The organism is Acinetobacter sp. YH12131 (assembly GCF_013418635.1).
Lineage (GTDB): Bacteria > Pseudomonadota > Gammaproteobacteria > Pseudomonadales > Moraxellaceae > Acinetobacter > Acinetobacter towneri.
Genome location: NZ_VPBQ01000006.1, coordinates 65,374 through 90,586, shown reverse-complemented (window position 1 = coordinate 90,586; position 25,213 = coordinate 65,374). Strand labels below are relative to the sequence as shown.

General features: G+C 43.3%; 20 protein-coding genes. 10 read left to right on the top strand and 10 right to left on the bottom strand.

Annotated elements, in window-relative coordinates; all coding sequences use genetic code 11:
* Nucleotides 1-39: 39 nt before the first annotated feature.
* From arsH to FTU66_RS06495, 3 genes are all read right to left on the bottom strand, one after another.
* Complete coding sequence (gene arsH / locus FTU66_RS06505; protein WP_136144350.1) at nucleotides 40-741, bottom strand: arsenical resistance protein ArsH; 702 nt, start codon at nucleotides 739-741, stop codon at nucleotides 40-42.
* Between the two features lie 72 nt (nucleotides 742-813).
* Nucleotides 814-1,872, bottom strand: a complete 1,059-nt coding sequence (arsB, locus tag FTU66_RS06500) for an ACR3 family arsenite efflux transporter (RefSeq protein ID WP_179991050.1) — start codon at nucleotides 1,870-1,872, stop codon at nucleotides 814-816.
* A 4-nt stretch (nucleotides 1,873-1,876) separates the two neighbouring features.
* The gene (locus tag FTU66_RS06495) at nucleotides 1,877-2,194 is read right to left on the bottom strand and encodes a metalloregulator ArsR/SmtB family transcription factor (RefSeq protein ID WP_004972936.1); all 318 of its coding nucleotides are present in this window, start codon (nucleotides 2,192-2,194) and stop codon (nucleotides 1,877-1,879) included.
* A 98-nt stretch (nucleotides 2,195-2,292) separates the two neighbouring features.
* On the opposite strand from FTU66_RS06495, the gene arsC reads away from it, so the two are divergent.
* From arsC to FTU66_RS06480, 3 genes are all read left to right on the top strand, one after another.
* Nucleotides 2,293-2,721 (top strand): arsenate reductase (glutaredoxin), encoded by a 429-nt coding sequence (gene arsC, locus FTU66_RS06490; protein ID WP_004972934.1) that lies wholly within the window; start codon nucleotides 2,293-2,295, stop codon nucleotides 2,719-2,721.
* A gap of 224 nt (nucleotides 2,722-2,945) precedes the next feature.
* Nucleotides 2,946-4,328: a tRNA 5-hydroxyuridine modification protein YegQ gene (gene yegQ / locus FTU66_RS06485; RefSeq protein ID WP_136144203.1), complete on the top strand. Its 1,383-nt coding sequence runs from the start codon at nucleotides 2,946-2,948 to the stop codon at nucleotides 4,326-4,328.
* Between the two features lie 27 nt (nucleotides 4,329-4,355).
* Complete coding sequence (locus FTU66_RS06480) at nucleotides 4,356-4,625, top strand: YfhL family 4Fe-4S dicluster ferredoxin (RefSeq protein WP_004972931.1); 270 nt, start codon at nucleotides 4,356-4,358, stop codon at nucleotides 4,623-4,625.
* Nucleotides 4,626-4,861: 236 nt separating this feature from the next.
* On the opposite strand, the gene ahpF is transcribed toward FTU66_RS06480, so the two are convergent.
* The 5 genes from ahpF to rnk form a co-directional block, all read right to left on the bottom strand.
* Nucleotides 4,862-6,427: an alkyl hydroperoxide reductase subunit F gene (gene ahpF, locus FTU66_RS06475; RefSeq protein ID WP_180112506.1), complete on the bottom strand. Its 1,566-nt coding sequence runs from the start codon at nucleotides 6,425-6,427 to the stop codon at nucleotides 4,862-4,864.
* 216 nt (nucleotides 6,428-6,643) lie between these two features.
* Nucleotides 6,644-7,561 carry a hypothetical protein gene (locus tag FTU66_RS06470; protein ID WP_180112505.1) on the bottom strand — a complete coding sequence of 306 codons (918 nt, stop codon included), beginning with the start codon at nucleotides 7,559-7,561 and terminating at the stop codon, nucleotides 6,644-6,646.
* A 56-nt stretch (nucleotides 7,562-7,617) separates the two neighbouring features.
* A complete protein-coding gene (locus tag FTU66_RS06465; RefSeq protein ID WP_180112504.1) occupies nucleotides 7,618-8,745 on the bottom strand; it encodes a toxic anion resistance protein in 1,128 nt (375 codons plus the stop codon).
* 30 nt (nucleotides 8,746-8,775) lie between these two features.
* Nucleotides 8,776-9,567 (bottom strand): hypothetical protein, encoded by a 792-nt coding sequence (locus FTU66_RS06460; RefSeq protein WP_004972923.1) that lies wholly within the window; start codon nucleotides 9,565-9,567, stop codon nucleotides 8,776-8,778.
* Nucleotides 9,568-9,780: 213 nt separating this feature from the next.
* Entirely contained in the window at nucleotides 9,781-10,185 is a 405-nt protein-coding gene (rnk, locus tag FTU66_RS06455; protein ID WP_004972920.1) for a nucleoside diphosphate kinase regulator, read from the bottom strand.
* A gap of 263 nt (nucleotides 10,186-10,448) precedes the next feature.
* Between rnk and gmtY the strand changes: the two genes are divergently transcribed.
* The 7 genes from gmtY (at nucleotide 10,449) to FTU66_RS06420 (ending at nucleotide 22,167) form a co-directional block, all read left to right on the top strand.
* Nucleotides 10,449-11,915: a gamma-mobile-trio recombinase GmtY gene (gmtY, locus tag FTU66_RS06450; RefSeq protein WP_180112503.1), complete on the top strand. Its 1,467-nt coding sequence runs from the start codon at nucleotides 10,449-10,451 to the stop codon at nucleotides 11,913-11,915.
* Nucleotides 11,916-11,917: 2 nt separating this feature from the next.
* Nucleotides 11,918-14,548 carry a VPA1269 family protein gene (locus FTU66_RS06445; protein ID WP_180112502.1) on the top strand — a complete coding sequence of 877 codons (2,631 nt, stop codon included), beginning with the start codon at nucleotides 11,918-11,920 and terminating at the stop codon, nucleotides 14,546-14,548.
* The gene (gene gmtX / locus FTU66_RS06440) at nucleotides 14,548-15,216 is read left to right on the top strand and encodes a gamma-mobile-trio protein GmtX (RefSeq protein ID WP_180112501.1); all 669 of its coding nucleotides are present in this window, start codon (nucleotides 14,548-14,550) and stop codon (nucleotides 15,214-15,216) included. Before FTU66_RS06445 ends, gmtX begins: the two co-directional genes overlap by 1 nt.
* Nucleotides 15,209-15,625 (top strand): hypothetical protein, encoded by a 417-nt coding sequence (locus FTU66_RS06435; protein WP_180112500.1) that lies wholly within the window; start codon nucleotides 15,209-15,211, stop codon nucleotides 15,623-15,625. Before gmtX ends, FTU66_RS06435 begins: the two co-directional genes overlap by 8 nt.
* On the top strand, nucleotides 15,622-17,829 hold the full coding sequence (locus FTU66_RS06430) for an ATP-dependent RecD-like DNA helicase (RefSeq protein ID WP_180112499.1): 2,208 nt from the start codon (nucleotides 15,622-15,624) through the stop codon (nucleotides 17,827-17,829). The genes FTU66_RS06435 and FTU66_RS06430 overlap by 4 nt, the downstream gene beginning before the upstream one ends.
* A 93-nt stretch (nucleotides 17,830-17,922) precedes the next feature.
* A complete protein-coding gene (locus tag FTU66_RS06425) occupies nucleotides 17,923-19,449 on the top strand; it encodes a site-specific DNA-methyltransferase (RefSeq protein ID WP_180112498.1) in 1,527 nt (508 codons plus the stop codon).
* Nucleotides 19,450-19,464: 15 nt separating this feature from the next.
* A complete protein-coding gene (locus tag FTU66_RS06420; RefSeq protein WP_180112497.1) occupies nucleotides 19,465-22,167 on the top strand; it encodes a DEAD/DEAH box helicase in 2,703 nt (900 codons plus the stop codon).
* 366 nt (nucleotides 22,168-22,533) lie between these two features.
* Here FTU66_RS06420 and glyA read toward each other — a convergent pair whose 3' ends face one another.
* Both glyA and FTU66_RS06410 read right to left on the bottom strand, forming a co-directional pair.
* Nucleotides 22,534-23,787 (bottom strand): serine hydroxymethyltransferase, encoded by a 1,254-nt coding sequence (glyA, locus tag FTU66_RS06415; RefSeq protein WP_019836649.1) that lies wholly within the window; start codon nucleotides 23,785-23,787, stop codon nucleotides 22,534-22,536.
* Nucleotides 23,788-23,964: 177 nt separating this feature from the next.
* Nucleotides 23,965-25,197 carry an alpha/beta fold hydrolase gene (locus tag FTU66_RS06410; protein ID WP_180112496.1) on the bottom strand — a complete coding sequence of 411 codons (1,233 nt, stop codon included), beginning with the start codon at nucleotides 25,195-25,197 and terminating at the stop codon, nucleotides 23,965-23,967.
* Nucleotides 25,198-25,213: the final 16 nt, after the last annotated feature.

Sequence of the window (25,213 nt, the reverse complement as noted above, 5' to 3'; positions counted from 1 at the left end):
CCTTTTCTCATGCGGTTTTGCTTATCTAAAATTGAATTATCAAGACTTCTGATTAACACGTTGCGACAACTGCTCGGCAGTTTCCACACGTTCAGAATAACGATCTACCAAATATGCAGATTGCCCGCGAGTCAGCAAAGTAAATTTATATAACTCCTCCATGACATCGACAATACGGTCGTAATAGCTAGACGCTTTCATGCGGCCATCTTCCTCAAACTCTAAAAAGGCTTTAGGAATAGAAGACTGATTGGGGATGGTGATCATCCGCATCCAACGTCCTAAAATACGTAATTGATTGACACTGTTAAATGACTGCGACCCGCCACACACCTGCATTAAAGCAAGCGTTTTACCTTGTGTGGCACGAATTGCACCTGCAGCAAGAGGAATCCAGTCAATTTGTGCTTTAAAAATTGAGCTCATCGAACCATGACGTTCTGGGCTACACCAAACCATGCCTTCTGCCCACGCCAGCAATTCATGTAACTCTTGGACTTTGGGATGTGAAGCATCGCCATCTTCTGGTAAAGGCAAACCTTTAGGATGGAAAATTTTTACCTCAGCACCAAAGTGCTCCAAAATTCTGCCTGCTTCTTGTACCGCCAAACGACTATAAGAACGCTCACGGTTTGAACCGTACATCAATAAAATACGTGGCGGATGGTTCAACGGCTTTGCCTGCACCTGTTCAAAACTTGGTGTAGGCAATAAATCTAAATCAATATTGGGTAATACCATGCTGCATACTCTTAAAACTAAAATGGGCAACGCATGCCCATGTTTTTATCTTAAACCTCAAAATGAAGAAAATTACTTTGAACTGACAATCGACTCATTTTGATAAAACTTTTTACGCAGCCATAAAGACACACTCACCAAAGCAATCAACACAGGCACTTCAACCAAAGGGCCAATAATCGTGGTAAATGCAACGGGAGAAGCCAAGCCAAACGTTGCAATGGCAACAGCAAGTGCTAATTCAAAATTATTCCCTGCTGCGGTAAAGGAAATGGCGGTCGTCCGTGGATAATCATTGCCCATCCATTTGCTCATAAAGAAGCTAATAAAGAACATGGCAACGAAGTAAATAATCAATGGAATGGAAATGCGTAAAACATCCATCGGCAAGCTCAGTACTTCTGCGCCTTTTAGTGCGAACATCGCCACAATGGTAAATAGCAATGCCAACAGACTAAATGGGCTAATTTTGGGTAAAAAAGACGTTTGATACCAATCTAAGCCTTTGCTTTTCACTAAAATCAAGCGTGTTAAAAAGCCCATCAAAAAAGGAATACCCAAATAGATTAAAACAGCTTGGGTGATTGTCCAAAAACCAACATCAATCACTTGTCCTGCCACGCCAAAATACGGCGGCAAGAAACTCAGAAACAGCCATGCATAAGTACTAAAGAATACAATCTGAAAAATACTGTTAAACGCAACTAATGCAGCCACGTATTGGTTATCACCACAAGCCAAGTTGTTCCAGACCAAGACCATCGCGATACAGCGTGCCAGACCAATTAAAATCAAACCTGTCATATATTCAGGATAGTTTTGCAAGAAAATAATCGCCAAAGCGAACATCAAACACGGAGCAATCAACCAGTTTTGTACCAAAGACAACAACAAGGTTCGGCGGTCTTTAAACACTTCTGGCAAAGCTGCGTAATCGACTTTTGCCAATGGTGGATACATCATCAAAATCAAACCAATCACAATGGGAAGATTGACTGTTCCCACACTCATTTGATCTAAGCTTGCCGATACTGCAGGAAATACCACGCCAATCGCAACACCTAGCCCCATGGCAATAAAAATCCATAAGGTCAGATTACGATCTAAAAAAGAAAGTTTGGACTGTGCCATGTGCTTACTCGCAATGTGTTGCAATTGTAGGGTTGATGTGCGTCATCGGGCTGACATCTTGCTGCGCGATAATATTTAAAACAGCAAACGCCCATTCGGGTAAATCTGGGTTCAAACGGTAATACACCCACTGCCCCTGACGTTGATCTAGCAAAATAGATAAATTCCGTAACAACGCCAAATGACGTGATATTTTCGGTTGATTTAACTGCAATTGTTCTGTCAATTCGCATACACAAATATTGTGTTGAGCCATCACCAATTTCAGAATGTCCAGTCGGGTTGGGTCTGACAAACATTTAAAAAAATCAGTTTGATTCATTTTTTATCTGCACTTCAATATTAACTATTGCGAATATACGCATATCCATATATAAATGCAATATTGAAATTTTATCGACCTAAAACGAGTCATTACGCATGAGCAACACCATCAAAATTTTTCATAACCCTGCCTGTGGAACGTCACGCAATACTTTAGAATTAATTCGTAATACAGGACAAGAACCTGAAATTATTGAATATTTAAAAACCCCACCTACACAAGCTGAACTTACTAGCATGATTCAACAAGCAGGTTTAAGCGTGCGCGATGCAATCCGCAAAAATGTAGAACCATACGAACAGTTGCAACTTGAAGGTAGCTCACACAGCGATGCGGAATTAATTGCATTGATGGTCGAGCATCCGATTTTAATTAATCGTCCATTTGTCGTGACCGAGTTAGGTGTGAAACTGTGCCGCCCTTCTGAACTGGTCTTAGACTTGCTCACTCAACCACAATTAAAAAGCTTCAGCAAAGAAGATGGTGAAGTGGTGATTGATAAACATGGGCAACGTGTACGTTAACACGCTTTCATCCATCAGAAATTGATTATAAGCAATCTGTCAAATTGGTATTGAAAGTCCCTTCTCGTGCGTTTTGTATAGCTCAGGATGAGGAACTTTCTATATCAAGATTAGCCCCAGCGTTTCAGCACGAGTTTTCTTCTGAATCCCGAGCTATTTACTAGGTTGAATCCTAAATTTAGATTCATACAATAAAGCCATATTTCTGCTATTGCTTTTTGATCATGACTATTTCCCACGTCACCGAACTTCTCTCTCCTGCTGGTTCTTTAAAAAACATGCGCTATGCCTTTGCTTATGGTGCAGATGCAGTCTATGCAGGTCAGCCGCGTTATAGTTTGCGCGTGCGTAATAACGAATTTGATCATGACAATTTGGCAATTGGTATTCAAGAAGCGCATGAATTAGGCAAAAAGTTTTATGTGGTGGTGAACATCCAGCCGCATAACAGCAAACTCAAAAACTTTATTCGTGACCTAGAGCCAGTGGTTGCTATGCAACCCGATGCACTGATCATGTCTGACCCCGGTCTGATTATGATGGTGCGTGAAAATTTCCCCGACATGCCTGTACATTTATCGGTACAAGCCAATGCGGTGAACTGGGCAACGGTGAAATTCTGGCAAAATATGGGTTTAACCCGTGTCATTCTTTCGCGTGAATTGTCGATTGATGAAATTGAAGAAATTAAAAACAACGTGCCTGGCATGGAAATTGAAGTATTTGTGCATGGTGCGCTGTGCATGGCCTATTCAGGTCGTTGCATGCTTTCAGGCTATATGAATAAACGTGATGCCAACCAAGGCGCATGTACCAATGCCTGCCGTTGGGAATATAAAATTCACGATGCAAAAGAAGATGAAACAGGTGACGTAATTCCTGTCAAAAATCTTTCTGAAACTGCCGATGCAGATGAACAACACATGCAGGCACAGCATCAATTTAACGAGCCTGTGTTATTACAACGTAATGACGAAGATATGTTTGCTGCCGAAGAAGATGAACACGGCACTTACTTTATGAATTCTAAAGATTTACGTGCAGTGCAGCACGTTGACCGTTTAACTAAAATGGGCATCCATTCACTAAAAATTGAAGGTCGCACCAAATCTTATTTCTACTGCGCACGTACTGCACAAATTTACCGTAAAGCCATTGATGATGCACTTGCAGGCAAACCATTTGACCCTGCATTAATGACTCAATTAGAAGGCCTAGCTAACCGTGGTTATACCGAAGGTTTCTTGCGTCGTCATGTGCACAGCGAATACCAAAACTACGAAACAGGTTCATCAAGTTTTGATCATCAGCAATTTTGTGGTGAAGTCTTAGAACGTAATGGTGACTACATTAAAATTGATGTAAAAAACCGTTTTGTAGTGGGCGATTCTCTAGAATTGATGACGCCACAAGGCAATATCTATTTCACTTTAACTGAAATTAAAGATAAAAAAGGCAATCTGATTGAAGATGCCAAAGGTTCAGGGCATATTGTAGAAATCCCTATACCTGCAGATGTCGATATGCGTTATGCCCTGCTGATTCGCAACTTACCAAATTCGACTGCAGATATTTCTGCCTCATCGTTGGCTTATCAAGCCAACTAAGTGGCAATAAACTAAGCGAGTATTGCGATGGCACTCCTGATTACCGACCAATGCATCAATTGCGATATGTGCTTACCCGAATGCCCGAATGAAGCAATTTATGAGGGTGAAAAGGTGTATGAAATTGATGTGGCGCGTTGCACAGAATGTGTTGGGTTTTATGACTATCAAACCTGCGTTTCAGTCTGCCCAATTGAATGTATTATTCCGCATCCTGAGCATGTCGAAACCAAAGAGCAGCTACAGGAAAAGTTTAATCAGTTGAATTTATTTGGACAAAATAATAAGGCTAATTAGACTGAAATGAATCTAACTGCTGTAAATCAAACTGGATGTTAAAAATAAAAAAAGAACTGAGTTGTTAGCCGACTCAGTTCTTAAAACCAAAAATAGAATAAATAAACTTTTAATACTGTGCGATAACGCACTTTACTGAACATAGCGCCTGAGTATTGGGGAACTCAGGCGCTATCTTTTTAGCGAATACAATTTAAGGATGGTTAATCCGCGTATTCAGATGTATTCGTTCAGACTTATTGACCTGAACGGATGATGTAATCAAATGCTGAAAGTGATGCTTTCGCGCCTTCACCTGTTGCAATGATGATTTGCTTGTACGGTACAGTTGTACAGTCACCTGCCGCAAATACACCTTTTACATTGGTTTCATTGCGCTCATTTATCACAATCTCACCACGATTCGTCAGCTCTACTTTTGACTCTTTTAAGAAGTCCGTATTTGGCAATAAACCAATTTGTACGAAAATCCCTGCAAGTTCAACCGTATGCTCTTCATCTGTTGCGCGGTCTTTGTATTTCAATGCAGTCACTTGTGCGCCATCACCAATCACCTCAGTCGATAATGCATTGGTAATTACAGTAGTATTTGGCAAGCTGTTCAATTTGTTTTGCAAGACTTGGTCTGCACGTAATTTAGTATCAAACTCTACCAAAGTCACATGCTCTACAATCCCTGCAAGGTCAATCGCTGCTTCTACACCTGAGTTACCACCACCAATCACTGCAACACGTTTGCCTTTAAACAACGGGCCATCACAGTGTGGGCAGTATGCCACGCCGCGGGTACGGTATTCTGCTTCACCAGGTACATTCATCTCTCTCCAACGTGCACCTGTAGACAAGATCACCGTTTTCGATTCAAGTGTTGCGCCATTTTCCAAAGTCACTTCGACCAAACCATTGGCAGTTTCATCAGCACCTTTAATGGCAGATACTTTTTGTAGATTCATAATATCGACATCGTATTCACGCACATGCGCTTCCATTTCTGCCGCAAACTTTGGACCTTGTGTTTTTTGGATAGAAGTGAAGTTTTCAATATCCATGGTATCCATCACCTGACCGCCCATCCGCTCAGCCACAATACCTGTACGAATACCTTTACGTGCTGCATAGATTGCAGATGTATTCCCTGCAGGGCCGCCACCAATTACCAAGACATCAAACGCCTCTTTGGCATTCAGTTTCGCTGCATCTTTGCTCGCAGAATCTGTATCTAATTTCGCTACAATTTCTTCCAAAGTCATACGACCTTGACCAATGTGGTTGCCATCTTGGAATACCATCGGCACAGCCATAATTTTGCGCTGCTCAACTTCTTCTTGGAAGAATGCACCATCAATCATGGTTGCTGTTGTGCCAGGGTTGTAAATCGCAATGAGGTTCAAAGCTTGTACTACATCTGGACAGTTGTGGCAGCTCAACGATACAAACACATCAAAGTGAGATGAAAGATTCAATTCTTTGATTTGCGTTAATACTTCATCCGATACTTTTGGTGCATAACCAGAAGTTTGCAATAAAGCCAAAATTAATGAAGTGAACTCGTGCCCCATTGGTAAACCTGCGAAGAATACGCGCGGTTGCTCACCTACTTTTGCAATCCCAAAACTTGGTGCACGTGCGTTATTACCGTCAAAACGTGCAGTAACTTGTGGCGAAAGTGCTGCAATTTCTTCAACCAATTCTTTAATTTTGGCAGATTTATCAGAACCATCTAAAGTCGCGACAAGCTCGATTGGGCTTTCAAGACGTTCTAATAAAGTTTTAAGTTGTGTAGAAGTATTTTGGTCTAACATGGCTAACGTCTCCAAGGGAGTAAATTTATTTGTTGATGTCATCTTACGAAAAATAGTTACATAGGGGAAACGGTTTATTTTTATATTTATGATCGTTTTTTTAAATGATAGTGAGTTTCAAGCTTACTATTTCATTTAAAATACCTAAAGCTATTCAATTTAGACATTAACATAAAAACTGAATGTCTGCCTTAAGCAATTGAGCCTAATCATTTTTTATTCAAGTTGTTGTTGAATCCGCAGAATACGCTGCTGTAAATGTCGCGATAAAAACCAGAGTACCACAGACAGTATTAACATAAGCGCCATAACCGCGAGATTCATATAATAAACCAGCGTATTTAATTGCTGTGCTTGCTGCACTTGCTTATGTACGCTTTGCGCCATAGGCGTTAAAGCTTTGCCATAAACTTGCTGCTGCATCGTCCATAATTGTTCAGGTTTAAATCCATAATGTAAAAATTGCGGATCTTGCTGCTCTGCTTTGACCAAGGTCAACACTTGCGGAATGGCTGCATCTTTATCTGCGGGATGATGCATCAATGCCGTTTGCGCCAACAAATAGGCTTTAACAGGCGCTGCCATTTCTGCATTTTGTAAATAACGCGCCAATTCACTTTCTTGAATGTGCTTTTCATAATGCACAATTTTGGCATATACCTGCTGCGTATCATCTTGTCGGTCATGCTGAACATAACTCAATGCCGACCAAAGTAAAATAAAACTCAGCAACCAAGCTACAAATTTCAAAACAAAGGACTGAAAGCGAATATAAAAAAAACGAATTTTCTTGAGTAGATGAACTAGAACGAATGCACCAATAAATGACACCGACAGTTTTAAAATCAACCAACCCAACCAGTTCAACAAACTGAAAAAATAATCAGGTTGCTGCCCTAAATTTGCCAAAGTCGCATCGACACTTGCAGGCATGTGTAATTGCTGAACTTCAGTGCTTAAACCAAAGAAGCTATAAATCACATCTTGCTGAATAAAAAAGCCAATTGCCGATATAAGCACCACCGTCATAGACAGCACAGCCAAAAAACTGAGCTTTTTTTGACGCTGCTGTAATGCCACAACACCTGTTTTTAGCTGCTGTGGCTGAATGGCATATTCATCAAGTGGGGGCAAATCCGACTCCTTATCAGTTAAATTTCAGATTAAATGAAGTCATTGTCAAAATGCATTTATTGACCAGACTGTTGACTTGAACCAATCACCAATTGATTCAGATTCTCCTGTAAGGCTCGCAAACGCGTAGTCGCTTCTGCACGTTTTTGCATGCCTTCTTTTTGTACCTGGATCACATCGTTCACTGTTTTAATGAGGGTATTTTGTACGTGTTCAAGGGTTTCAATATCAATCACCGAACGCTGATTGGCTTTGGCAGTATCAACCGAGTTTTGATGCAATAAATCTGCATTACGGCGCAGCAATTCATTGGTGGCATCATCAATACTGTTGGCCAGTTGCACACTGTTTTTCTGCTCATTTAAAGAAATCGCCAAACTAATCTGGTTTTTCCACGCAGGTAAGGTAATGTTTTTAATCGCATAAAATTTATCGACCAACATTAAATTATTGGACTGGATAATCCGAATCATCGGCAAAGTTTGCATGGCAGATTGTTGCAACACCTGCAAATCACTCACCCGCTTTTCTAAATTATTAGCAAGATGATTGAGATCATAAATTTTTTGAGTCGTGGTCTGATCCTGCGGCTGCGCGGAAAATTCAGAAATTTGCTGCTGAATTTCCTGCTGTTTTAACTTACCTGCTGCAATATAAATCCCCAATTGTTTATATTCATCTTGCACACCATGAAACATTTTATCCAGTGTATCTACACGGTTTTTTAAACCATTTTGTGAGCTTTCAATTTCTGTGACCAGACTATCAATTTGCGCTTTGGTGCTGTTAAAGTTTTGATCAAAACTTTGTTTAGCGCCTTTTAACTTATTGAATAAACCACCCAAAAAGCCACTGCTTTTGTTTGGATTTAAAATACTGTTGGTATTTAACTGCTGTGCAACCTGCACCACCTGATTCAGCTTTTGCCCTGTGACATCCAAATCCTTATTTTGCACCAAACCTAAAAGCTCATCGGTATAACTTGACGTTTTAGTGGCGATATTTTTGCCATATTCTGCAACCGAATGATGGCTAAGATCGCTTAATTCTTTACGCGCAGCCAGCACCTCCTGAAAGTCATCAGGCTGTAAGCCAATTTCCTGCAAATTGAGTTGCTGAAATTGTTGCTGAGTCTGTTCATCACTCACTTGCACAGCGACGCTGCGTTGTTCAGAAGTTGTCATATTTCGCCTCTATCTAATCAAAACCATGCCTTATGATTGCGCAGGTTTTTCTAAGGATTTTCTTAATGTCTTAATTAAATGCTCACGACTTTGATCCAGCTTTTCTAGCTGACTGTGTGAGCCACTTTGCTGACTTTGTTTGACATGATATTGCCATGCAGGAATGAGTACCTGCTGCGCTTCTTTAAAGCGATCTAACAAACTAAAAGAGAGTTGCTGTGAAAGTTGCATTTGAGTAATCGCAATATCATTACTACTTTGCAAAGTCTTTAAACTATAAATTTTCTTGGCCAGTCGTTCGCTAAAATTATCCAAAGGATGCTGATTGCGCACAAATCGTGGATATTCCACTAAAAACTCATCGGCAGCTTGAATGTATTTCGCCATTTGCTCACGCAAACCAACCAACTGCTGAAAACGTGATTGTGATTTCTGAATTTCGATTTGCAGCTTTTGGCTTAAACGATCTGCTTGTCCTAATAAATGATCTAGGTTTTTATAATATTGCACTTGCCCCGCGCCATATTCCAAATCTATGCCTAGCCACTTTTGTAGTGCATTAAACTTACGTTGCTTTAACACTTTTTTAGATTTGCCAAGCGCCTGAATCAACTGCTCAATGGTCACACTCAATTGCTGAGTTAAATGTGGATCCACCCCATCCAATAAAACTGACTGCGCTTGAATCACCTGATCTGCATAATGATTTAGACGATATTGATCATTCAACAACGGAACTAAATCATTGCGTTGAATCGCCAAAAGCTCTGCACGATCCACCGTAATCTCTTGCAAAGGCAGTAACACTTCAAACTGAGCCATAGACCATAACAACCCTCTTTACATGATTTTATAGTACGTGTTTTTCGGCTAAGGTCATGTAATATTTTGCAATTTTTTATTTCGATCTGCTTAAATGCTTTTTTATAGATTCGCATAACATCAGTCACAAGATGCCTGATTCAAAACACCAGTGCATAAAAAAGCCATGATCAACATGGCTTTCAATGTTCCTAACGCAGGATGATAAACAGATTATAAATAATCGCCTTCACGCTCTGGCTGATACAAAATCTTCTCAATTTTGACTTTCATCATATGACCATCGGGCTGTGGCCATTCAATTTCCTGACCTTCAGCTAAACCTAAAATGGCAGTCCCGACAGGTGCAACCACATTCACCTGCCCTTTCTCACCTTTAAAGTCATGCGGATAAACCAAGGTAATTTCAGTCGGTTCTTTTGCAGGTGCAATGGTAATCAATGCGCGGGCATTCATGCTCACCACATTATTCGGTACATCTTGTGGCGCAACCACTTCAGCACGTGCCAATTCATCTTCTAGATGTTGCATCGTTGGCGTCAATTTAGGTTGATGCTCAAGCATCGTTTCCAAACGGTGCAAATCTTGTTCTGAAATAATAATCTTTGGTCTAATCATTTACTTTTATTCCTGTCATTCCGACAATACTGTCATCATCAGTTTGCCTACAATCATATTCAATACGCTTAAGTTATAACAGAAATTCAGCTTATTGAACGAAAAATCAATTTTTTACATCCATAAAAAAAGCCCCCTTGAGTTCTTTATAGTACCTAAAAGTGTGTAACTTTGATAATAACCTCCTGTAAAGGGGGTTATTTTTTGCTTGAAATGTAGGAGTACTTATAGTATATTGTGTGTAATATGTGTAAGGAATCGAGATGATAGCGACCAAAGTTACTGCAAAAATAGTCGAGGACAGTAGTGGCATCGCCACAGAAATACCTGTCATTTTGACTGATGAAGGCGTGCTGGAATCAGTAGCCGACTATGTGCTGAGTTTGCATGTGAACGGTACTTCTCAATCGACTATTTCCAAGCACATTCGATCTATTATCTTGCTGATCGAATTCATGGACGCCAACAAGTCCATGTTCAACGATCCCGAAGATTTATTCAGAGTGTTCGTCCGTCGATTATATAGCGGAACAGTTGGCGATGACGGACTTGATCCGTCAGGTCTGTACTGGATTCCAGCAACGACAAGCACCATTTCCCGACATATATCGCATCTCACTAGCTTCACTCAGTGGATGAGTGATCAGGGACTGGGCAAAGAGCTTAACGCGCTCAGAACTGCCACCAAGCATGAAGAGCGCATTCAGTATGCCGCGTGGTTCCGCAAAAATAGAAATGACTTCTTAGGACACATCAAGGACAAGTCGTTCAACACCACGGTCAAAAGGGCGCGCTCCATCAAAGGAAGAACGCCCCTCGCCAAGACGGAAGATGATGCTATCGCCTTTCCAGCAAAGCATTTCGAGAACTTTTACCTGAATGGTGTCGGTGGCGCTAGCGATCCTCGTGTTGCTCTGCGTGACAAGCTTATCCTGTTACTGATGCAAGGCGCTGGATTCAGGGCCAGTGAGGCTCTGTTGCTGTGGGTGACTGACGTTTTTGAAGATCCACATGACAATGATGCGGTGATTGTCCGAATCTACAACGAGATCGATGGTAAGGCTCCTGATAACTGGAAATCACGCAAAGGCGTGAGTACGCGCAAAGCCTATTTGCAGGAAAAATACGGAAGAATCCCACGACAAGAGATGCTAGGCACTCAGCGCCTTGGGTGGAAGTCGAGAATGGTAGACCACAAGGATAGTTACCTAGAAGGTTACTTTTTCCCTAACGAATACCGCTATGTGTTCATGAAACTGTGGCGTGAATATCTGGTTTACCGAGCCGCTGTACCCTGCAATCACCCGTATGCATTTATCAGCTTCGATTCGCGCTACTTGGGTAATCCATACACCCAGAATGCCTTTAACCAGAGCTATGCAGCGGGTCTGAGACGAATCGGCTTAGAGCCCAATAAAGCAGAGGGTCTTGACCCTCACGGACATCGACATCGCTTTGGTCGTGAACTGACTAGCGCAGGGGTTGATCCGCTGGTTATCAAAAAGTGCCTGCATCATAAAAGCCTAGCGTCTCAAGACCCGTATACGATGCCGTCCAGTCAGCAAGTTTCGAATGCCCTTTCCAACGCTTCTGATCAGCTCAAGCTGGAATCGGACACGCCAAAACTGGCTAACTCATTTGACTGGAAAACACTGGCAGAACATGGCTTTGAAGATATAGACCCCGATGGGTATTTCACGGGCAAGAATCCACGATTAGGGAAGAAGTAACGATGGTTAAGAAATCAAAAGCGAAAGGTTATAGCACCGATCTAACGCTGAACTGGATCACTGAAGATTTAGGGCCAGACTGGCTACAGTGGCAGCAGTATGGGACTGAATGGCTTGCTCAAGAACAGGCAGGTATTGGTCATAAACTCAAAGGTATCAGACACTTCTTAAACTATCTTGCGACCCACGCTCCGTATGCGGTTGATGTCGTCTCCATGTTTCAAGGACACCCTCAGGGGCACAAGGTCTCAAGCGAAGAGTTTAATAACTACCTCAAATCCAAAGGGGTAAATTCAGATAATCACAAGTATGTTACTTACACTGTTGAGTTGTCGGATTACATTCTAAAGACACATTTGTGCGCCGAAGCTGATAATGGAACTTCTATTCCTCTGTATCAGAACCCTTTTGATAGAATTGCCAGCTCGCGCTCAAATACTGAAACCGTCCACAGCCCACTACCTTACCGTTACATCCAGCAGTTACGCCAGATTGTCTGTCCTTATCCTCCCGAATCCAATACTCAGAAGCCGTGGATAGGTCGTCATTTCAGCGATTGGCACTGGTCAATTGAACACCTTCAAAGTGGAAATCTTGCGTGGATGGAGGTTTCGCCTGAGGTGATTGACCCTGACGATCCAGACTGTATCTCCCTCACTCGAACTGTTTCACGCAAAGTCGGTAAAAACTATGAACCGATAGAGATTCACGAAATCTGGTCGCCTGTTATGGCGATGTTTATGTTTACCAAACTTCACCTGCCGCTGCGCTCGTTTCAGGTGCGTTTTCTGGACTCTGGTGAAGGCGATACGTGGCGTTACGAACAGGGTCAGTGGGTGGAAAACACCAAGCACGCGTTTAAGTACGGCACCGCTAAACGCCCTTATCAGAAAGGTGTGTTCAAGCGTATTTTCGACTCGATGAGCGAGAGCTATTCAACGGGTCTGTACATCTCCACAAACAAAACAGCCGACCAGAATAAAGATGAAATCCAACGCGGCTACACCGTCCCGTGGGAGCACGAAGAACTGCTGTATTGGCTGGAAAAACTTCGTAATTGGCAAGAGAAGTACAATCCAATAGATCGTCTAGCCAAAGGCACAGAGCTTAAGCGTAACGACTTCGGAAACACTAAATCCGAAGCGCAAAAAAAGGCATTAGGAGAGTTTGCATTCTTGTTCCGTGCACCAAACTCTCAGTTTTGCATTAGCGGTAACGAAATATCGAACCCTTGGTATCGCCTCTTATCTAAACTTGAGGATGATGTGTTTGCCAGTGGTCAAACGATGTCGAACGGTGACCGCCTGCGCTTCGTTAAGGATTACGGAGAGGATTACGCTGGTAACGAAACAAGTAAGGTATCAACAGAATATCCCCTACACAGCTTGAGGGTGTCGCTGATCACCTGTTACACGATGGATACGGATCTGCCACTGCCCGTCATATCTAAGCTCTTAGCTGGCCATACACGCCTTCTTATGACGATCTACTACAACAAGATCACGCCTTCAGTCATGGCTGAAAAAATGAAAGAAGCCAACGCAGCACTCATAGAAAAAGGTGAAGCGTCACTTAAGAATTTTCTGGTCGATGCTGAGATGAATCAGATCGAACTACGTGCCGCTTATCATTCGGATACTCATAACTCAATCGAGGCAGTATTGGCGAATCGCAATCCGATTGGTTGGGAAGAGCGTGCAACGGGACTCTGTTTGGTCGGCGGTAATACCGTGCGTTCCGATGAGCTTTCAACCGTGGGCGGCTGCTGGAATGGTGGCCCGATTATCAAGGATTCGGCGGAGTATTCCAAAATGCGCGTTTATGCCCCTGTACCTCATGGCCCCGAAAACTGCCCACGTTGCCGCTGGTTTATCACCGATGCCAGTTACCTCCCTGCACTTAACTCGCACTTCAACCAGATCAGCTACAAAGCGCATCAGGCGGCAAAACTGGCGACTGAGCTTGAGGGCGATCTGGAGGCGCTTAAAGACGAGCTGTATATGGCTGAAGAGCAGGGTCACCCCTTCCTCAAACTTGAGCAACTGCAAGCCCTTGAGCGCCGTTATGATAAGCAGCGAGTTGAGGCTGACGAATACGCGAAGGACTACATCGCAACCTTCAATCTGATCAACCGCATCATCCAGATTGAGAATCAGCGTGAAGATGATGATGAAGGTCAGAAGCTGATTGCGGTGGGTTCTGGTGACGACCTCAGTGTAAGCATGAAGTTCATCGAAACCGAGTCTGAACTGCTGCACTTGTCGCTGCTATGTGACGATGCTGAGTTCTATCCCGACCTGCACGATGACCTGCGTAAAACCCCTGCCATCGCGAAGCGTACCAACGCTCTTAGCCGCATGATGGCACGCTATGGCTACCAGCCCATTTTCCTTGAAATGGATGAGCAAACCCAACTCATTGCGGGTAATGCGATCATGCGAAAAATGGCGATGATTGCGAACCCCGATGATAAGCTTGAGGGGTATAGAATCGCATCCAATTACATAGAAGCTCAGCAATACCTAACGGATGCACGCTTGCTAGAATCAGGCTTTGAGGAGCTATGCAATATTAAACCGCTTACCTTGACGAATAATAACGCCAAGCGAATTTCACTGATGGAGGTGGTCTGATGCAGATAGATATAAACGCTGTTTTAGAGACGTTGAAAGTAGGTAAATCTGCAAAAACGCAAGCATCATTGGATAAGCTGAACGAGACGCTCAAAACCTATTTTGAGTTAGGTAGGCGCGACTTTTCAATTACAACAATTGGGCGTGTTTCAGAGGAAGCAAGAGGCGTTGGTTATCAGTCAATTCGTGCAACTGCCAACAAGCATTACCGCGATTTGATTGAAGCTTGGGCAGCGAAGGCTCAGACCACAACCAAGAAGCCGCCTTCAGTCGCTGCTCGCAAATCGGGGCAGGATTATCAGTTGCTAGAGCGCATCGATGACACGGCAGTCCGTGCTCTTTTTGGTCAGATAATTCGTGAGCGTGATCGCTACAAGAGCGAAGTGAACATGCTCAAAAACAAGACGCAGATCGTGATTGATAAGCGCCCGACAACGTACACCGCGCCTCAGTCTGAATCCACGGTTGAGCTACTTCCGTCACTGAAAGGTATCTGCTCCGAGAACGAGATTAAAGCTCTTCAATCAGTCTGCACGGATGAATGGCTAGAAGCGCTGGATTTTAAGGCTACAGCTCATGGACGGGTGACGGATGAGTATGGTCAAGAAATCCTGCCTCGCGGCTTTTTGACGGGTCTAAAGAAGCTCTTGGGTGAGATCAATGAGTAATGGGGTTCAGAAGGGCAAAGACAATGCTCTGGCTGTCCAGCAGTGGATTGCTGAGCGCGATGCTACGGGTGACTACGGTGAATACGAACGCCGTGGAATCATCAATCGTTCTGCACTGTTCGATGAGCTAGGTATTCCACGTTCCTCAATGGGTTCGAATAATAAAATTCGCCAGATGATTGAGGCAGCAGATGTTCGATGGTTTGGGGAGAAAGAGGCTGACATTAAGGCTCAAAAAGCCGCTCGTGAACGATCAGAAAAACGTGTCGCATCAACCAATGCAGAAGTCAGCAAGCTGATGGATCAGATCGTCAAGCTTAAAGCAGAAAATGCCCAACTCAAGCGTGAAAACGAAAAGTATGCAGCGATGAAAGAGGTGCTACTGGAAACAGGTTATCAACCACGATGATTAAGGTTCAGATCGCTAAAATACGTCCTAAAGGAGTCCGCACAGCATGGGAGATCGCTGAGGACGGATCGATCATCAGACGCATGACTACGCTATGTTTGGTTTTTCCTGAGAAATGCAGAGATGCCGCTGAGGTAGGCACTGTTTGGAAGGTAGCAGGCGGTACGAGGAATCATAGGTTCAAAGCGGGCAATCAGGATATTACTGAGCGCTACATGAAGGTCAAAGAGGCTGAGTTCCTTCGTCCATCAGGCGAACTGTTGGCAAGATGGATTGCTGCGAACATCGAAGGGGTCGGCGAAGTAAAAGCAAAGCGCTTGGTACGTCAATATCCCGACCTTGACAGTAGAGTCCGTCAGAGGGACGTAGAGGCGCTTACAAGCGTTGCTGGCGTATCAACTCAGTCAGCACAGGCAATCATTGATAAATGGCCGTCAGAGAGCTTCTACGCAGCGTTAGAGTGGCTTCAAGGTTCAAAACTTCCCCTGTCCCTTGCTCAAGCCCTTGCCAGAGTTTATGACGATCCCGTAAAAACCATCAGTGATGACCCTCTAATTCTCACCGCGTTCGGGGTGTCTTTTGATGACACGCTCAAACTGATCAAGCGCATGAAGTTAGATGTCACAAAGAGTCGAATAAAATCTGCAATAGCAGAGCAAATCGCTACCCAATATTGTTTTTCAACGGGTTCGACTGTCATACCTGAATGCGAACTTTCTGAGCGATCAAAGTTATTATGCAAAGGGCTAGAACTTGATTCTAATGGTGTTGCAGACGCAGCGATAAAGCATGGTTCACTCCTACAAGTTGAAGGTGGATTTCAGAGCCTCGGCGCAGCGATTCAGGAACGCACGGTAGGTCGTTTCTTAGAGAAGTGCCATCAACGTCCTCAAGGTTCGGGATCATTGTTGGCTGTGTGGGAGAACGACCTTACAAACGACAAAATTGAGTCAGCGCTCCAATCATTTGAAAGCACCTTACCCTTTAATATGACCTCCGAACAACGAGAGGCTGTTGTAGGTGCAGTGAAGTCTTCGGTGTCCATCATTTCAGGAGGCGCTGGAACAGGAAAAACGACCATTCTTCTAGCTATGTTGGCTGTTTACGAGAAACTGTCATCAGGCATGGCGATTCATCAACTGGCATTGTCAGGAAGAGCTGCAAAGCGCATGGAGGAAAGCACAGGACGATCAGCCCAAACGATTGCCAAGTTTATATCCGACCAACTTGGCGAGAAGAAGCCAGATGTAGAAGAACATATTCTCCTTGTAGTCGATGAAGCCTCCATGGTTGATCTGGTCTCAGCATACAGGGTTGTTGGACTGCTGCCCTACGCCACACGTATTGTCATGGTTGGAGATGTATCACAGCTCCCTCCAGTTGGAGGAGGTCTCATTTTTCATGCAGCGATGAACAGCGCACTGCCTGTTTTCGAGTTGACACAGGTTAAGCGTCAAGGCGAACAAAGTGGCATCCATCAACTGGCGACTTCAATCCGAACTGGAAAGCTAGATACCAATCTGCTTAATAGTTCAACAGGTGATACTCGATATTTGCCAGAATCCACACATGAAGCCCTCGTTTCAGAGTACAAGAAAACCAAAGAAGCCGCAGACTGCATTGTGCTGACCCCTACACGCAAAGGGCCATTGGGTGTAGAAGAGATCAACAAACTCATTCAAGCACAGTATGACGAGTATGCGCCTAATGAACTTCACCATAAGCACCCTTGTTATGGGTGGATTCCTTGGGTTACCCATAGCGGAGCGAAGCTTCGATTGGGTGACCGTATTATGGTCACACGAAACGACTATGATGCTGATATTCGAAACGGCGACTTAGGTGAAATCGTTGAGGTCTACGATAGTCCTCATATGGGTGAGTATGGAGTGATGAATATCGATGGGAATCACATTGATATAACAGACGACACCATCGAGAATATCGACCTCGGCTACGCAATCACGATTCACAAATCACAGGGATCACAATGGCCTAAGTGCATACTCATGCTGCCAAGCTACGCCTCAAGAATGACTGACCAATCATTGCTATACACGGCGGTTACTCGCCCGACTAGTGAGCTGGTGATGATGGGAGATTCAAGTTTGATTCAAAGCGCTATCGACATGGGAAACTCAGCTACCAAACGAATCACTAACATCGCGCCGTTCCTTCTTCCTAGCAAGCTTGTGGGGGAATGATGCTAAAATGGCACCGAATTTAGCAAAATGAGAAACCTTACCAGCCGATTGAAACAAGCTGGCTTAGACGTAGATAAAATTTGAGGATCTAAGATGCCAATTTTGAACTGGCTTAACAAAGACGAAGCTATAACAATGTCTAAAAAATGCACTTACAGGCTCTTGGAAGAAATACCTGAACTATCTTATGGCTGCGAAGATAATGAGAATTTAATAATTCAAGGAGATAACCTAGAGGCATTAAAATCTCTAATTCCTCATTACGCAGGAAAGATCAAGTGCATTTACATCGACCCTCCTTATAACATTGGTAGCGCATTTGAGCACTACGATGATAATTTGGAACATAGTCTATGGTTGACTCTTATTTACCCAAGGCTTGAGTTGCTATGGGAGTTACTGGCAGATAATGGTTCCATTTGGATTTCTTGCGATGACAGGGAATCTCATTATCTTAAAGTAATTTGCGACGAGCTTTTTGGTCGCAGTAACTTCATTGCTTCGAATGTATGGCAAAAGCGATATTCGCGAGAAAATCGTGAAGCGATTGGGGATGTCCATGAGTACATTTTTGTTTATGCCAAAAAGCCGCAACTGTTCAAGCAACTAAGAAATAAAGTTCCACTAACCGAAGAACAAGCAAAAGTTTATAAAAACCCCAACAATGACCCTAAGGGCCGCTGGCGTGGAATACCAATGACTGCACAAGCAGGGCACGCAACAGCTGAGCAATTCTATCCAATTACAGCTCCAAGCGGCAAAGTACATTACCCACCAGAAGGACGTTGCTGGGGATTGGCAGAAGCTACTTTTAAGAAATTGCTGGCAGAAGGTCGTATTTATTTTGGAAAAAAGGGAGACAGTCAGCCAAACGTCATTAGATACCTGTCAGAGGTTGAAGGTGTAACCCCCTGGACTTGGTGGCCTAGTGATGAAGTTGGACACACTGATGAGTCCAAAAAAGAAATTCATGCAATCTTTGGCAAAAAAAATGCGTTTGACACACCAAAACCTGAAAGACTGTTAGAACGTATCCTTCATATAGCCACCAATAAGGGGGACTTAGTTCTAGACTCTTTTCTTGGCTCAGGAACTACTGCTGCCGTAGCTCATAAAATGGGGCGTAAATTCATTGGCGTGGAGATTGGTGAACACGCACAAACACATTGCCAAAGTAGATTAAAGCAGGTTGTAGATGGACAACAGGTTGGTGTGTCTGAGAGCAATAACTGGCAAGGTGGTGGCGGATTCAGATTCTATAAGCTGGGTGAAGCTGTATTCGACGAATATGGCTGCCTCAATACCGACATTAAGTTTCCAACCTTGGCGTCGCATATCTGGTATTTAGAAACAAAAACACCACTTGGTAACAAAGCCGATACTCCATTACTGGGTGTTCATAACGATACCGCATACTACTTGCTCTATAACGGTATCTTAGGTGATCGCCGACCAGCAGGTGGCAATGTACTAACAAGCAAAGTACTCAACAACTTACCAGATATCGGTAAACATGAACGCATCGTGATCTACGGTGAATCAAGCCGTTTGGGTGAGGCTCGCTTGAAACAAGCGAACATCACGTTCAAGCAGATCCCATACGACGTCGGCACTCATTGATAAGGAACCCACAGTATGTTTAAGTTAAAAGGTTATCAACAACGTGCCGTTGATGTGATGCAATCTTTCCTCTCTCACTGCCTCAGTAGTGACAGTGTTGAAGAAGCGTATAAGTTAGCTCTGGAAGAACAAGAACTCCCTTCACACGCTTACCGTGATTATGGTTTCGAGCAAGTCCCGTACTTTTGTATGCGCATTCCAACAGGCGGTGGTAAAACTGTTCTTGGCTCATATGCTATTGAAGTTGCTGCACGTCATCACCTAGAGACCGAAGCTCCTATTGCTCTATGGCTAGTCCCAAGCATCACGATTCGCGAGCAAACAGTAGAAGCGTTGAAAACACCAGGTCACCCTTATCGTGAAAAGCTTGATGCTGCTTTCAATCGACAAGTTCTGGTGCTCGATATTGATGAAGTGACTCAAATACGTCCACAAGACTTAGGTAGCAAGGCGATTGTAGTGGTATCGACTTTAGCTAACTTGAGAGTTTCCGACACCTCTGGACGCAAAGTTTACGCTTATCACGAAAACTTTGAGCCGCACTTTGCCAAGATTCCTGCAAACCACCCTTCCTTGCCGTTGCTGGAGAGGGTTTCTGAGGCTGATGTACAAGAGAACGGTTTGAGCAGTCGTGAAATTGGTAATATCAAATTCTCTTTTGCCAACCTATTGGCCCTATATCGGCCAGTTGTGATCGTGGATGAAGCTCATAATGCTCGTACCAGCTTAACCTTTGATACGTTGAGACGAGTCCATCCTGCCGCTGTCATTGAATTTACCGCTACACCAAACACCACTAGCGCAAACGGTAGTAACGTTCTGTTTCATGTTTCAGCTTCCGAACTGAAAGCCGAAGAGATGATTAAATTGCCGATTGTTTTGACGGAACATCAGAATTGGCAAGATGCTGTTCAGGATGCTGTGATCACTCGTAACAAACTTCAGACGGATGCTCAAAAAGACGAAGACTACATCCGCCCCATAGCCTTGTTCCAAGCTGAAAACAAAAATGGCGAGGTGACTGTCGAGTTACTTAGAGATCATCTTATAAATCAGCTTAACATTGATGAAGATAAGATTGCGGTCGCAACAGGTAGCCAGCGAGAGCTAGATGGAATTAACCTGTTCGAACAAAATTGCCCGGTCGAATACATCATCACTATCGAAGCCCTGAAAGAAGGTTGGGATTGCGCTTTTGCCTACGTATTCTGTTCGGTGAAGCAAGTGTCGTCTAGTAAAGATGCTGAACAGTTACTTGGCCGTGTACTGCGTATGCCTTACGCCCGCCGTCGAACCATTGAAGATTTGAACCGTGCTTATGCGCATCTTGCGACGTCGAAGTTTGCAAAAGCAGCTCAAGAGCTGACGGATAAGCTCATCGCTATGGGTTTTGAGGAAATGGAGATCGCAGCATTTTTACGTGAGCAAGCTCCGACGGGGGGTCAAGGGGATCTATTCGGTGGTGAGCAGGAGCAAACTCAAGTAAAACCGACACCACCTCCTGCTATTGTTGTAGAGGTTGAAGATTTACCAGATCTAACAGAGCTTTCTGAGTCAGAGAAGAAGCAGATCACGATGACTCGTGATGAGCAAACTGACACCGCAGTGGTCAAAGTGTCAGGCGAAGTTTCACCAAGCATACAAAAAGCGCTAACGAAGCACGTAAAAGCGGGTAAAAAGCGTGAAGCCTTTGAACGTGATATTCGAGTGCATAATCAGGCTATTGAAGCTATGAAGGCACCTTCAGAACGTGGGGAAAAATTCGGCTCACTTCCTTATCTGTGCATGATGGAACAAGGCGAGTTGGAGCTTGTTGAATCAGAAGTTTTTCTTCACGCACATAGCTGGAATCTGCTCGACTACTCAGCAGAGTTGACCAACTTTGTAATGAACGAGACTAGCAATAGTTTTGCTATTGACATGGACGGTAAGTCTCTCACTTATAAGGTTGCCGATCAAAAGGAAATCATCGCTTTCAACCAAGGCTTTGTTGACGTAACAGAGCAAGATCTCGTTCGATGGCTAGACAGGGAGCTGAGACAGCCAGATGTCCTACAGCATCAACTTGTTGGCTTCTTGGGCCGTCTAGTCAAAAATTTGCTTCAAAATCCTAACTTGTCCCTTACAGCTTTGGTTCGCAACAAATTTCCATTGGCACGTGCTATACGAGATCTTATCCGTTTATACCGAAAGCAAGCTCAGCAAGCTGGATATCAAGCGTGCTTGTTCAGTGCTGAAAGTACAGCGTGTGTATCCGATGAGTTCATGTACAACTTCGAGCCGAGCCACTACCCATCTCGTCCACCTTACTATTCTGGTCGCTATAAATTCCAGAAGCATTACTTTCCGCAGAACCTTATTGAGGATTTAAAAGCTACAGGGGAGGAATATGAATGTGCCATAGCAATAGACGGCCTACCAGAAGTAAAACACTGGATTCGCAACCTTGTACGCCGAGATCAAGCTTCATTTTGGCTGCCACTGGCTCATAGCAAGTTTTACCCAGACTTTGTATGTGAGCTTAACGATGGTCGCATGCTAGTTGTCGAGTACAAAGGAGAAGCTTATGTAACTAATGACGACTCAGCGGAAAAACGTGCTATCGGTGATAAATGGGCAGAACTAAGCAATGAGAAATGTCTTTTCATTATGGCTGTTGAACAAGACGGGCAAGGCCGTGATGTTCGCCAGCAGATTCAATCGTTAATCTCAAGATGAGCCGAGATAGCTATGGTATTTTGAGGAATCGTTTTGCGCGGTTCCTCAAATTTTGTTACTAAACATACAAGTGAAAAAGATTTGATGAGACTGGCTTTTGCCCAGAAATGAGTTGCAGCTAGTATGATGATGCCTAAGTTCTCAGTTGTGCTCTTATAACTTTATAAGCGGTTAGCAAAATAATACTGCCTCTGATCCTGCAAGACACTTTAATTAGCGCCTCTGATTTTTACACACACCATTACACAGTATGTAATAGTGAAAAGTCCTCTGAAATATAGTATTCAAAGGACTTTCAGTCAGTCACTCAGAGTATTACATAGAATTTACTATATTCTCTAATAAGGGCTTTTCTCAAGGCTGTGCTTATTTTGCGTAAACTGGGAATTTCGCGCAAACAGCTTCAACTTTTGCTTTTACAGTATTAATTACAGCTTCGTCACCTTTGCTGTCAAGAATGTCTGCAATCCAACCTGCAAGATCACGTACTTCTGCTTCACCAAAACCACGTGTAGTTACCGCTGGAGTACCGATACGGATACCAGAAGTTACAAATGGAGAACGTGGATCGTTCGGTACAGAGTTTTTGTTTACAGTAATGTGCGCAGCACCTAACCATGCATCTGCATCTTTACCTGTAATATCTTGCTTGATTAAAGAAAGCAAGAACAAGTGGTTTTTCGTACCACCAGATACTACATCATAACCACGTTCAATAAGAACTTCAGCCATCGCTTGCGCATTTTTAACAACTTGTTGTTGATACGCTTTGTATTCAGGCGCCATTGCTTCTTTAAAACAAATTGCTTTTGCTGCAACTGCGTGTACCAATGGACCACCTTGGTTACCAGGGAACACAGCAGATTGTAATTTTTTCTCGATCTCTTCGTTTGCTTTCGCAAGAATTAGACCAGAACGTGGACCACGCAATGTTTTGTGTGTAGTAGTAGTCGTTACGTCAGCAATTTGCACAGGGTTCGGATATACACCAGCAGCCACTAGACCTGCTACGTGTGCCATATCTACAAATAAATAAGCACCAACTTTGTCTGCGATGTCGCGGAAACGCTGCCAATCTACAATTTGGCTATACGCAGAGAAACCCGCAACAATCATGCGTGGTTTGTGTTCAAGCGCTAAACGCTCAACTTCTTCGTAATCAATTTCGCCAGTTTCTGGGTTTAAACCATATTGGATAGCGTTATATGTTTTACCTGAAAAGCTTACTTTTGCACCGTGAGTCAAGTGACCACCATGTGCCAAGCTCATACCTAACACAGTATCGCCTGGGTTAAGTAAAGCTAAGTAAACTGCAGAGTTTGCTTGTGAACCAGCGTGTGGTTGAACGTTAGCATAATCTGCACCAAAGAGTTCTTTAGCACGGTCAATCGCCAGTTGTTCAATAATATCTACGTATTCGCAACCGCCGTAGTAGCGTTTGCCTGGGTAGCCTTCTGCATATTTATTGGTAAGTTTTGAACCTTGAGCTTCCATTACTGCAGGTGAGCAGTAGTTTTCAGAAGCAATTAACTCAATATGAGCTTCTTGGCGCGCATCTTCATTGGTGATCGCTTGAGCTAATTCTGGATCAAATTCGGCAATAGAAATATTGGCAAACATTAGCGAGGTCCTATTAATTTAGGGCTTTTAAGCCGTGCTAAGATTGGCGCGTATTGTAGCATAAAGTTTGTGAACTGATAGAATGAACTTTGCTCAGTTTTACATAAAAATAGCTCATGTTTCAGATAAAACACGAGCTATTTCAGGTCAAATCAATCTTTATCGTAATTCAATGACTTATTGAATAGGCATTAACGATTGCACATCTTTAACAATCTCATCCAAATTCTTCTCATACACAGTACTATGGTTCCAAGTCATATCTACATGGTATTGAATATTCGATTGCTTAGCTGCTGGACCACTCAATAATAAATCTGTTGCATCTTTAGGTACTACCGCATCAGCCCCACCTTGGTAAATAATAACTGGCTGATTAACTTTGACTTGTAATGGTTGTGAATCTTTCGATAAAAATTGACTCACATCTGGCAAGCTTAAGAAATTCGGTTGCGTCCGCGGATATCCATCGATACTCCACTTATTTCCTGCAGCATATTGCCCCATTGCTGCCCCTAGTGTTGCACCTAAAACATCTGAACATTCCGTGTCTGCAAGTGCTGCAATCCCATCAGTTGGAGATTTAAATACTTGCTGATAACTTAGACTAGGATTTTTATTTCTTAGCCCCGCCGTAATCAATGCGGTATAAGTATCCAACATAGCTAAGGTATTAATTTTGTCTTCTAAATTTGTTAGTTGAGCAGCTCTCTGTTCTCCCACAGTCAAAATTGCAGCTAAATTAGAAGCAGGTGCGATCGCAATCGTACCTTTATAATCCAACTGAACACGTGATGCATACTGCGCAGCCCCTAATGCAGCATGTCCACCTTGTGAATGCCCCACAGTTACCCATTTTTTAGCGGCTTGATTACCCAAATAATTACGCGCTGCAACCACTGCATCTGTAATTGAAAATGCAGCGCTCTGCAAGTTTAAGAAAGGATGAGCTTCATTTGAACTTGGCTCACCTAAACCCTCATAATCTGGTGCGACTACCACATAGCCTGCAGCTAACAGCTTATTAATCATGTCTTCAACATGTAGATTTAATGCTGTTTTACTTGGAGCACACTTATCTGCTACACCTGTTGTACCATGCGCCCAAACCACAATAGGCCAACCTGTGATTGGTGGCGTTGTTTTAGGTGTAAATAACAAAGAAGTCGCTTGTACTTCACTTCCATTTACGCCTAACATCCTATAGGTCATTTTGACACTTTGCCCAGTCACTGCTGTCATATCAGACAATGCATAGTTTTCAGGCGTCACGACTAATGGCTGACTAATATTATATTTCGGAATCCCATCATCAATAACCCCCACATTCGTATCGTCATGATCATCATTACAGGCGGTTAAAAACAAACTGCTACTAGCCAAAGCCACACTTAACCATATTTTTTTCATTTGTTTACCCTTATCT